The organism is Kitasatospora aureofaciens (assembly GCF_001188955.3).
GTDB classification, from domain to species: domain Bacteria; phylum Actinomycetota; class Actinomycetes; order Streptomycetales; family Streptomycetaceae; genus Kitasatospora; species Kitasatospora aureofaciens.
This window is the reverse complement of sequence record NZ_JPRF03000062.1, coordinates 1-11,432: the sequence shown is the minus strand read 5'-3', so window position 1 is coordinate 11,432 and position 11,432 is coordinate 1. Positions and strand designations below refer to the sequence as shown.

The following is an 11,432-nucleotide window of genomic DNA, read 5'->3' as shown; positions in this document are numbered from 1 at the left end:
CCAAGCCGCCGCCCGGGCCCGGAGCGTCTGATGACCACGCCCCCCACCCGCGTCCCCGAGCTGCGGAAACTGACTCCCCGTGAGGCGGAGGCCCTCTCCCACCTCGCCGCCGGGCACGGCCTCGACCACACGGCCGCCGCACTCGGCGTCACCCCCGCGACCGCGCGCAGTTATCTCCAACGGGCCCTGCACAAACTCGGCTGTCCCACCGAAGCCGCCGCCATCGCCCTCCTCAGGACCGCACCCCCCGTCAGCCCGGGCAGGCGCTCCCCGGCCGGCCCCACCGACCCCGACCGCACGCGAGTGGCCCCCACAGCCCCGGGAGAACGCAGCGGCATGACCCAGACCAACCCGACCCCGGCCTCGGCAGAGTCCGGCACCGACGGCGCCCCCTCCCCCACTGCCGGCCGCCCGACCGGGGACCCGCACCCTCCGCGCCGGGCCGGCGGCACCCCCGAGCCGGGCCCGGCCGCCGTACCCCCGGACGGCGAGCGGCAGCTGCCCGACGGCAGGCCATCGCACCGGAAGCAGCAGCGCGCCCCGCGACCGGACGTGCCCACGGTCCCCGCCGACGGGCCCACCGCCCCGGCCCCGAGCAGGAGCGGACAGGGCGGCGCACCCACCGCAGCCGGGAAGGCGGCCAGGACCATGCCGAAGTCGGCCGTACCCGCCGCCCCGGAGGCCGCCGACTCCCGGGAGCGGATCAGTCAGGCACTCACCGAGGCGGGGAACGGGCGGGACCTGTCGGAGGACTTCGAGGGGCTGTACGAGGACGCGCACACCCGGCTGGTGCAGCAGGTGTACCTGCTGACGACGTGCCGGCACCGGGCGGTGCACTGCGTGCGGCTGGCCTTCGGGGCGGCGCGGCGGGACTGGGGCGCGGTGGTCGGGTCGGGGGACCCGGAGGGCTGGGTGCGGGTGCGGGCCTGCGAGCTGGCGCTGTCGCCGTGGCGCCGGGGCGGGCCGCGGCGGGTGCACGCGTGGACGCTGCCGCACCGGCGGATCCGGGTGCGGCCGGCGGACGAGGCGCAGTCGGTGCTGCCGGACCACGACCGGCTGACCGACGGGGACGAGGCCCTGCTGAGGGCGCTGCGGCGGCTGTCGCGCCCGCAGCGCCGGGCGCTGGTGCTGCACGACGGGTTGGGCCTGCCGGCGGCGGCGGTCGCGCTGGAGGTGGAGTCGACCCTGGCGGCGGCCGAAGGGCGGGTGTGGGCGGCCCGGGCGGCGCTGGCACAGTGGGTGCCCGAACTGGTGGGGCCGGATCCCGGGGCGCCGGGCTTCGCGGACGGCCTGAGCGGGCTGCTGCACCGGGCGGCGGTGCGGGGCTGCCCGGAGCCGCACCGGGCGCCGGTGCCGGTGCTGCGGGCCCGGCACCGGCTGTGGACGGCGAGCCGGACGGGCGCGGCGGTGCTGCTGACGGCCGCGGTGGGCGGGGCGGTGCTGGCGACGCTCGCCGGGATGCGCCCGGCGGAGCTGTTCCAGCGGCCGGAGCAGCCGGTGCCCGTGCTGTGCGTGCCGGCCCCGACCGCGGAGGTGCCGAGACCCGGCGTGCCGCTGCGGCCGGGCGGGGCGCCGAACGGCGTCACCAGCCTGTGGTGCAGTCCGACGCCGGGGCTGGCGGCAGTGGTGGCGGCCCCGCCGCCGCAGGCGATCGCACGCTGGGAGCTGCCGGTGGCGGCCCGGGGTGCGGCCCCGCCCCCGCAGCGGAACCCGGCGGCCTGTCCGGCGTGGTCCCCGCTGCCGTGCGTCGCGGGGCCCCGGCGCTGAAACGGCGAGCGCCCCCGCCCACGAGGGGCGGGGGCGCTCACAGCGCGGGTGACCAGGGTCAGCCGGCGATGATCTCGCGAGCCAGGCGGGCGGTCTCGGACGGCGTCTTGCCGACCTTGACACCGGCGGCCTCGAGGGCCTCCTTCTTCGCCTGGGCGGTGCCCGAGGAGCCGGAGACGATGGCGCCGGCGTGGCCCATGGTCTTGCCCTCGGGGGCGGTGAAGCCCGCGACGTAGCCGACGACCGGCTTGGTGACGTGCTCGGCGATGTAGGCCGCGGCACGCTCCTCGGCGTCGCCGCCGATCTCACCGATCATGACGATGATCTCGGTCTCCGGGTCCTCCTGGAAGGCCTTGAGGGCGTCGATGTGGGTGGTCCCGATGACCGGGTCACCGCCGATGCCCACGGCCGAGGAGAAGCCGATGTCGCGCAGCTCGTACATGAGCTGGTAGGTCAGGGTGCCGGACTTCGACACCAGACCGATCTTGCCGGAGGTGGTGATGTCGGCCGGGATGATGCCGGCGTTCGACTGTCCGGGGCTGATCAGGCCGGGGCAGTTCGGGCCGATGATCCGGGTCTTGTTGCCCTTGGAACCGGCGTACGCCCAGAAGGCGGCGGTGTCGTGCACCGGGACGCCCTCGGTGATGACGACGGCCAGCGGGATCTCGGCGTCGATGGCCTCGACGACGGCGGCCTTGGTGAAGGCCGGCGGCACGAAGAGGACCGAGACGTCGGCGCCGGTCTTCTCCATGGCCTCGGCGACGGAGCCGAAGACCGGGATCTCGGTGCCGTCGACGTCGACGGTGGTGCCGGCCTTGCGCGGGTTGACGCCGCCGACGATCTGGGTGCCGGAGGCGAGCATGCGGCGGGTGTGCTTCATGCCCTCGGCGCCGGTCATGCCCTGGACGATGACCTTGCTGTCCTTGGTAAGGAAGATAGCCATGGTGTTAAGTCCCCTTCCTTACTTGTTGGCCAGCTCGGCGGCGCGGTCGGCCGCACCGTCCATGGTGTCCACGCGCTGGACCAGCGGGTGGTTGGCGTCGTCGAGGATCTTGCGACCCAGCTCCGCGTTGTTGCCGTCCAGGCGGACGACCAGCGGCTTGGTGACGTTCTCGCCCTTGCCGGCGAGGAGCTCCAGGGCCTGGACGATGCCGTTGGCGACCGCGTCACAGGCGGTGATGCCACCGAAGACGTTGACGAAGACCGACTTGACGTCGGGGTCGCCGAGGATGATCTCCAGGCCGTTCGCCATGACCTCGGCGGACGCGCCGCCACCGATGTCGAGGAAGTTGGCGGGCTTGACGCCGCCGTGCTTCTCACCGGCGTAGGCGACCACGTCGAGGGTGCTCATGACGAGGCCCGCGCCGTTGCCGATGATGCCGACCTGGCCGTCGAGCTTGACGTAGTTCAGGCCCTTGGCCTTGGCGGCGGCCTCCAGCGGGTTGGCCGCGGCCTTGTCCTCCAGCGCCTCGTGCTCGGGCTGGCGGAAGTCGGCGTTCTCGTCCAGGGAGACCTTGCCGTCGAGCGCGATGATCTTGCCGTCACCGGACTTGATCAGCGGGTTGACCTCGACGAGGAGGGCGTCCTCGGCGATGAAGACCTTCCACAGCTTCTGCAGGACCTCGGCGACCTGGTCGGCGACCTCGGCCGGGAACTTCGCCGCCGCGACGATCTCGGCGGCCTTCTCCGGGGTGCAGCCCTCGTTGGCGTCGACCGGGATCTTGGCGAGCGCCTCGGGGTTCTGCTCGGCGACGACCTCGATCTCCACGCCGCCCTCGACGCTGGCCATGGCCAGGAAGGTGCGGTTGGTGCGGTCCAGCAGGAACGAGACGTAGTACTCGTCCTTGATGTCCGCGGTCTGGGCCAGCATCACCTTGTGAACGGTGTGGCCCTTGATGTCCATGCCGAGGATCTGCTCGGCCTTGGCGACGGCGTCCTGGGGGTCGGCGGCGAGCTTGACGCCGCCGGCCTTGCCCCGGCCACCCACCTTCACCTGAGCCTTGACGACGGCGCGGCCGCCGAAGCGCTCCGCGATGGCGGCAGCGTCTGCGGCGGTCTCGATGACATCGCCGTCAAGCACGGGCACACCGTGCTTGGCGAAGAGGTCCCTCGCCTGGTACTCGAACAGGTCCACGTGTTTGTCCTTGTTCGTGGTCGCGGATTGTGTCTCTACGAGCGTGCCACGGCAGGATCTTCGCTGCGGGTCGTCGGGGCGGTGCGGGTACGCAGAGGTACGGCCTTGCGGCCCACACAGCCACGGGCGCACACGTCAATCAACACGCGCGTCACGTCCGTCTGGCAGGTTATCCCCGTGGGACGGGCGTGTTCCGCCCGGGGCCTGCCCGGCTTGGGTGAGAACCGTCACAGATCAGCCCGAAGGTGCCGGACGGGGCCGCGGTCCACCGATCGAGTGATTCACACGTTCGAGTGAAGCTGCGCCTCCCCCCGGTCAGCGCCCTTGACCAGGTGCTGCGGGATCGGACGCTTCTCGATCGCAGCCGCCATGATCTCCGGGAAGACGTCCGGGGTGCAGGCGAAGGCCGGGGCGCCGAGCGCGGCCAGCGCGGCGGCGTGGGCGTGGTCGTAGGCCGGCGCACCCTCGTCGGAGAGCGCGAGCAGGGCGATGAACTGGACGTCGGCCGCCTTCATCGCGGCGACCCGCCGCAGCATGCCGTCCCGGATGCCGCCCTCGTACAGGTCACTGATCAGCACCACGATCGTCTCGGACGGCCGGGTGATCCTCGACTGGCAGTAGGCGAGCGCCCGGTTGATGTCGGTGCCGCCGCCGAGCTGGGTGGCGAACAGCACGTCCACCGGATCGGTCAGCTGCTCGGTGAGGTCGACCACCGAGGTGTCGAAGACGACCAGCCGGGTGTCCAGGGTGCGCATCGAGGAGAGCACCGCGCCGAACACCGCGGAGTGGACGACCGAGGGCGCCATCGAGCCGGACTGGTCGACGCAGAGGATGACGTCCTTCTTCACCGCGCGCTGCGCCCGGGCGTAGCCGACCAGCCGCTCGGGCACCACGGTGCCGTGCTCGGGCAGGTAGTTCTTCAGGTTGGCCCGGATCGTCCGGTCCCAGTCGATGTCCCGGTGGCGCGGCCGGTTCACCCGGGCGCTGCGGTCGAGGGCGCCGCCCAGGGTGGCCCTGGTCCGGTCGGCGAGCCTGCGCTCCAGGTCGGCGACCACCTTGCCGACCACGGCCCGGGCGGTCTCCCGGGTGGTCTCGGGCAGCGCGTGCTTGAGCGACAGCAGGGTGCCGACCAGGTGCACGTCCGGCTCGACGGCCTCCAGCATCTCCGGCTCCAGCAGCAGCCGGTCCAGGCCGAGCCGGGTGATCGCGTCCTGCTGCATCAGCTGGACGACGGTGGACGGGAAGTACTCCCGGATGTCGCCCAGCCAGCGGGCCACCTGCGGGGCCGAGCCGCCCAGCCCGGCGCTGCGGCGGCCGCGGCCCGTACGGGCGGCGTCGTCGGGGGCGCCCCGGTAGAGCGCGGCGAGGGCTCCGTCCATCGCGGCGTCGCGGCCGCGCAGGGTGCAGCCGGTGCCGTCGGCCTCGCCGCCGAGCACCAGTCGCCAGCGGCGCAGTCGTTCATCGGTCGTGGTCGCCATCTCGTCCTCTCCTTCGACTGGGGTCAGGTGTTGCGGCCGGCGCGCTGGCGGGGGATCTTCGGGCCGACGCCGAGCAGCACGGCCAGCACCGGGACGGCCGCGTCGGCGCGGTCCGGGTCGAGTTCGCCGACCGCCTCGGGGGCCGCCGGGGCCGCGCCGAGCGGACCGGCCGCGACCCGGCCGCCGATGGTGGTGCGCACGCCCGCCTCCAGCCCGGCGAAGGTGCGCCGCAGCAGCGGCAGCACGTCGGTGAACACCTCGCCGCTGACCCCGCCGAGCCACTCGTCCAGCAGGGCGAGCAACCTGGGGTCGTGCAGCAGCAGGGCACCGCCGCCGGTGAGGAAGCCCTCCACCCAACCGGCCGCGTCGGCCGGGGAGTTGGCGACGGACAGCACCAGGCGCAGCCGTCGGCCGGCCTCCTCGGAGTCGAGCCGGCCGTCGTCCAGCAGCAGCCGGACGGCGCGGCCGCGCAGCAGCCCGGGGGCGCCGGTGGCCGGTCCGGCGGTGGGCTCGCGGCGGGCCAGCGAGCGCAGGGCGGCGGCCCAGCGCTCGGCCAGGCCGCCCGTGTCGGTGCCGGTATCGGTGCCGGTGCCGGTGCCGGAGGCGGCCGGGTCGAGCAGGGCGATCGCGCCGTGCACCTCGTCGATCCGGGCGCGCATCGCCGCCGCGCTCTCGGCGTCCAACCCGACGCAGGCGGGCGGCAGTCCGACGCAGACCCGCTCGGCCAGGCCCGCCGCGGCCCCGGCCAGCAGGCAGGTCTCCACCAGGCCGGTCAGCTCGGCGAGTTCGACGGCGGCCCGGGCGGTGCCGACCGCCTTGTTGACGGCGGCCTCCTCGACGGTGGTGCCCCACTGGGCGGCCTCGGCGATCCGCACCGCGAACTCGGGCTGCCAGCACAGCCGCCAGCTCTCCCGGAACGTCCCGGTGGAGTTCACCGAGGAGCGGGCCGGCACGCCCCACTCGACGCCCAGCAGCCGCAGCCGGTGCAGCAGCCGGGAGCGGGCCGCGTCGGTGTCCTTGCGCAGGTCGAGGTCGAGGTCCCGGGGCGCGGCCGCGGGCTTGAGCCGCAGCGAGCGCTGAAGTCGGGCCAGGTCGCGCTGGAGCGGTACCGCCGGTGCGGCGTCCGGCACTTCGCCGAGCGCGTCGCCGACCACCAGGCGCTCCCGGACGAGTTCCAGGGCGACGTCCGAGCCCTCGCAGAGCACCGCCCGGACGGCGTCCAGGGTCTCGGTCAGCCCGGCGAGCGGGCGGCCGCGCAGCACGGCCAGGGTTTCGGCGAGCCGGACCGCCTCGATCACGTGGGCGGAGGAGACCGGATGGTCCTCGGCGCGCAGCAGCTCGGCGGCCCGGGTGAGCCAGCGCGGCACCGGATCACCAACGGCCGTGAACAGGTGGTGGTACCAGCCGGGCGACTGGACGCCCGCGCCGTAGCCGGTGGCCTGGGAGAGCCGGCGGTGCGTCCACGGGATCCAGGTGATGTCCACCCGTACCTTCTTCGGCAGGCCGGCGAGCAGCGCCCGGTCGTGGGCGACGGTGGGCATCGTCTCCAGCGCGGGGACGTGGAAGGCCCCGCAGACCACGGCGATCCGGCGGTGCCCGGCGCGGCAGGCGGCGCGGATCTGCTGGCGCATGTGGGCCTCGCGCAGCTGGTCCCGGCGGGACTCGCCGAGACCCTCGGCGCGCAGCGCGCCCATCGCCTCGGCGACGGCGGCGAACGGCGCCAGCGCGTCCGCGCCGGGGGCGCGGTGCTCGACCACGTCCTCCCACCAGCGCTCCGGGTCGTCGTGACCGGCGGCCTCGGCGAGCAGCGCCAGCGGATCGGTGGGCAGTTCGTCGGGCCCGGCCCCGTCGGCGGCGTGATCGTCGGCGTCGTCGGCGTCGGCGTCCGTGAACGGCGCGAAGCCGTACCCGGCGGGCAGGTCGATGAAGCGGACCGGCAGGTCGTGGTCCACGGCGTGGCGGATCGCCACCCACTCCGGGGAGAACTCGGCGTACGGCCAGAACGCGGCCTTCGCCGGGTCGTCCACCGCGTGGGCGAGCAGGGCGACCGGGGGCACCAGGTCCTTCTCGGCGGCGAGGTGGACGACGGCGTCGGCCTCCGCCGGGCCCTCGATCAGCACCGCGTCCGGCCGCCACTGCGCCAGCGCGGCGGCCACCGCCCGGGCCGAGCCGGGGCCGTGGTGCCGGATGCCCAGCAGAGCGACCTCCCCGTTCGTCATGCCCCCACCCCGCTTCGCCCGGCAGGCGCCTGCCGCAACACGCACCTCTCGATGGTCCGCTCGCTCCGCTCAATCACGCCGTCACCTCGCGGGCGGCGCGGTAGAAGTCCTTCCAGCCGTCGCGCTCGCGCACCACCCCTTCGACGTACTCGCGCCACACCGCCCGGTCCGCGACCGGGTCGCGGACGACCGCGCCGAGGATGCCGGCCGTCACGTCCCCGGCGCGCAGCACGCCGTCGCCGAAGTGGGTGGCCAGAGCCAGGCCGTTGGTCACCACCGAGATCGCCTCGGCGGTGGAGAGGGTGCCGCTCGGGGTCTTGACCTTCGTCCGGCCGTCCACGGTGAGGCCGGCCCGCAGCTCGCGGAAGACGGTCACCACGCGCCTGATCTCCTCGGCGCCGCCCGGCAGTTCGGGCAGGTCGAGGGAGCGGCCGAGCTGGTTGACCCGGCGGGTGACGATGTCGACCTCCTCGTCCAGCGAGCCCGGCAGCGGCAGCACCACGGTGTTGAAGCGGCGGCGCAGCGCGCTGGACAGCTCGTTGACGCCGCGGTCGCGGTCGTTGGCGGTGGCGATCACGTTGAAGCCGCGCACGGCCTGGGTCTCGCTGCCCAACTCCGGCACCGGCAGAGTCTTCTCGGACAGGATGGTGATCAGACTGTCCTGCACGTCGGCCGGGATGCGGGTGAGCTCCTCGATCCGGGCGAGCTTGCCGTCCGCCATCGCCCGCATCAGCGGCGAGGGCACCAGGGCGTCCCGGCTGGGGCCGTGGGTGAGCAGCTGCGCGTAGTTCCAGCCGTACCGGACGGCCTCCTCCGGCGTCCCCGCGGTGCCCTGCACCAGCAGCGTGGAGTCACCGCTGATCGCGGCCGCCAGGTGCTCCGACACCCAGGTCTTCGCCGTGCCGGGCACACCGAGCAGCAGCAGCGCCCGGTCCGTCGCCAGGGTGGTGACGGCGACCTCGACCACCCGGCGCGGGCCGATGTACTTGGGGGTGATCCGGGTGCCGTCGGGCAGCTCACCGCCGAGCAGGTACGTCGCCACGGCCCACGGCGAGAGCTTCCAGCGCTCGGGGCGGGGACGGTCGTCCTGGGCGGCCAGCGCGGCCAGTTCACCGGCGAAGGCGTCCTCGGCGTGCTGCCGCAGAACGTCGGTCATCGGGGGCTCCTTCGGGTCGGCCTCCGGGCACACGGATGCCCGGGCGGCAAAGGGATCGGGGGGAGCCAGGTCGGCGTCCCGGCCTGTGGGAACCACCTTGCAACGTGCCACTGACAACGCCCGGCCCGGTCCGGACGGTCAGTCAGCCGCTGTCAGTGCCCCCGCCTACCGTCGGTCGCATGGAGGAACGCTGGAGCACCGAACACGTCCTGTCCCTGGCGCCTGACGCCGCGTCGCGGAAGGCCGCCGGCAAGCTGTCCTCGCCCGCGCCCTGGTCCGGGACGGGCACCGACGGCGCCGCACTCTGGGGCGAGTGCCGGGGCAGCGGCCGCACCCCGTACCGCACCGTGATCGAACTCGCCACGCCCGCCTACCAGTGCAGCTGCCCCAGCCGGAAGTTCCCGTGCAAGCACGCGCTCGGGCTCCTCCTGCTGTGGAGCGGCGCCCCCGAGGCCGTGCCGACCGGCGAGGCCGCCGACTGGGCGGCCGAGTGGCTCCGGGCCCGCCGCGAGCGCGCCGAGAAGCGCGCGGCGCCCCCGGCCGATCCGGAGGCCGCCCGCCGCCGGGCCGAACGGCGCGGCGCCCGGGTCGCGGCCGGAGCGGCCGAGCTGCGGCTGCGACTGGCCGACCGGATCCGGCACGGCCTCGCCGATCAGTCCACGGCCGGCCCCTGGGAGGAGGTCGCGGCCCGGATGGTCGACGCCCAGGCCCCCGGACTGGCCACCAGAGTAAGGGAGTTGGACACCCTGCCGGAGGAGCGGCTGCTGGCGGAGTACGCGATGCTCCACCTGCTGGCCACCGCCGCCACCCGGATCGACGAGCTGCCGCCCGAACTGGCCGCCACCGTCCGCGCCCGGGTCGGCTACACCCTCGACGCCGCCGAGGTGCTCACCGGGCCCACCGTCCGGGACCGCTGGCTGGTGCTCGGCAGCCGCGACACTGCCGACGAGCGGCTCACCACCCGCCGGGTCTGGCTGCGCGGCGCCAAGACCGGCCGCCCCGCCCTGCTGCTCGCCTTCGGCCGCCCCGGCCAGGCCCCCGACCTCGCCCTGCCCACCGGCCACCTGCTGGAGGCCGAACTCGCCTACCACCCCGGCGCCCGCCCGCTGCGCGCCGCGCTCGGCACCCGCTACGGCGCCCCCGAGCCCGGCCCGGCCGCCCCGCCCGCCGGCCTCACCGTCGCCGAGGCGGTCGCCGGGTACGGCACCGCGGTGGCCGACGACCCGTGGCTGGACAGCTGGCCGACGGTGCTCGCCGGGGTCGTCCCGGTCCGCGCCCCGGACGGCTGGCACCTGACGGACGGCCACCACACCGTCCCCGTACGCACCTCGGCCGTACCGGAGGCGGCGCTGTGGCGGCTGGTCGCGGTCTCCACCGGCCGCCCGCTGACGGTCTTCGGCGAGTACGGCCACCAGGGCTTCGCCCCGGTCACCGCCTGGTCCGCCGAGCACCGCCCGGTCGGCCTCAGCTCTTCCTAGGAGAACCGACGATGACGATCACCCAGGACCCGTGGGAGTCCCTGCGGACCAGCGCCCTGCTCGGCACCGACCGGCGCCCGCTCCCGGCCACCGCACTGCCGCTCGCCGAAGCCGTGGATCCCTCCGACCCGGCCACCGCGCTGCTGGAACTGGCCGCGCTGGCCACCGTCCGCCGCCGGGCCGGCGCCCTGCCCGTACCGGCCGCCGGCCCGCCCGGGCCACCCGCCCCGGAGGACCCCCGCCCGGAGATGCCGGAGGCCGCCGCCCGCCGACTGGCCGTCCTGCTCGCCGGACGCACCGGCGCAAACGGCGGCAGTGGCGGCGGCACCCTGGCCAACCTGGCCGAGCTGCTGCCGCAGTGGCTCACCACCGCCCGGTTCGAGGGCCTGCGGCCACCCGCCGCGCTGATACCCGCGCTGCTCGACGCCGCCCGCGCGCGCAGCGAACTGCGCGGCGACGCGGTCGCGCTGGCCGGGCCGCTGGGCCACTGGCTGGCCTCGCAGAACCCGGACTGGCGGTTCGTGCTGCGCACCGCCGCCCCCGAACCGGACCGCCGGCCGGACGACCCGTCCGACCACCGGCTGTGGCACGAGGGCCTGTTCGCCGAGCGGGTCACCCACCTCACCCTGCTGCGCCGCCGGGACCCGGCCGCCGGGCTGGAGCTGCTGCGCAGCACCTGGCCCACCGAGCGCGCCGAGGACCGGCTGCTCTTCCTGGACGCCCTCCAGGACGGCCTCTCCCCCGCCGACGAACCCTTCCTGGAGGCCGCGCTGGGCGACCGCAGCAAGAACGTCCGCGCCACCGCCGCCGAACTGCTCTCCACCCTGCCCACCTCGGCGCTCGCCCGGCGGATGGCCGAACGGGCCCGGGCCGCCGTCCGCCTCGCCGACGGCGGCACCCACCTGCTGGTGTCCCCGCCCGTCGAGTGCGACGAGCGGATGCAGCGCGACGGCATCGCCCCCAAGTCCCCCACCGGGCGCGGCGAGCGGGCCTGGTGGTTCGGCGAGGTGGTGGCCGCCGCGCCGCTGGCGGTCTGGGCGGAGAGCACCGGGCTGACGCCCGAGCAGCTGCTCGCCCTGCGGGTCGGCGACAGCGTGGACGAGACCAGCAGCAGCTGGGCCGACGACCTGCGCGAGGCCTGGGCGCGCGCCGCCGTCCGCCAGCACGACGCCGACTGGGCCCGGGCGCTGCTCGGCCCGG

General features: G+C 75.3%; 8 protein-coding genes. 3 read left to right on the top strand and 5 right to left on the bottom strand.

Annotated elements, in window-relative coordinates:
• Window positions 1–30 precede the first annotated feature (30 nt).
• Window positions 31–1,767 (top strand): LuxR C-terminal-related transcriptional regulator, encoded by a 1,737-nt coding sequence (locus tag HS99_RS47980; protein WP_030553137.1) that lies wholly within the window; start codon window positions 31–33, stop codon window positions 1,765–1,767.
• Window positions 1,768–1,825: 58 nt separating this feature from the next.
• On the opposite strand, the gene sucD is transcribed toward HS99_RS47980, so the two are convergent.
• From sucD to HS99_RS32765, 5 genes are all read right to left on the bottom strand, one after another.
• On the bottom strand, window positions 1,826–2,710 hold the full coding sequence (gene sucD, locus HS99_RS32785; protein ID WP_030280912.1) for a succinate--CoA ligase subunit alpha: 885 nt from the start codon (window positions 2,708–2,710) through the stop codon (window positions 1,826–1,828).
• A gap of 18 nt (window positions 2,711–2,728) precedes the next feature.
• A complete protein-coding gene (gene sucC / locus HS99_RS32780) occupies window positions 2,729–3,901 on the bottom strand; it encodes an ADP-forming succinate--CoA ligase subunit beta (RefSeq protein ID WP_030280910.1) in 1,173 nt (390 codons plus the stop codon).
• Between the two features lie 281 nt (window positions 3,902–4,182).
• On the bottom strand, window positions 4,183–5,379 hold the full coding sequence (locus tag HS99_RS32775) for a VWA domain-containing protein (RefSeq protein WP_046386291.1): 1,197 nt from the start codon (window positions 5,377–5,379) through the stop codon (window positions 4,183–4,185).
• A 23-nt stretch (window positions 5,380–5,402) separates the two neighbouring features.
• A complete protein-coding gene (locus HS99_RS32770; RefSeq protein WP_063737975.1) occupies window positions 5,403–7,598 on the bottom strand; it encodes a DUF5682 family protein in 2,196 nt (731 codons plus the stop codon).
• 73 nt (window positions 7,599–7,671) lie between these two features.
• Window positions 7,672–8,754, bottom strand: a complete 1,083-nt coding sequence (locus HS99_RS32765) for an ATP-binding protein (RefSeq protein ID WP_033349975.1) — start codon at window positions 8,752–8,754, stop codon at window positions 7,672–7,674.
• 179 nt (window positions 8,755–8,933) lie between these two features.
• On the opposite strand from HS99_RS32765, the gene HS99_RS32760 reads away from it, so the two are divergent.
• Together HS99_RS32760 and HS99_RS32755 are read left to right on the top strand one after the other, a co-directional pair.
• Window positions 8,934–10,232 (top strand): SWIM zinc finger family protein, encoded by a 1,299-nt coding sequence (locus HS99_RS32760; RefSeq protein ID WP_030280901.1) that lies wholly within the window; start codon window positions 8,934–8,936, stop codon window positions 10,230–10,232.
• 11 nt (window positions 10,233–10,243) lie between these two features.
• Window positions 10,244–11,432, top strand: a 1,189-nt coding sequence (locus HS99_RS32755; protein WP_063737976.1) for a DUF5691 domain-containing protein, incomplete at its 3' end; no start/stop codon positions are given.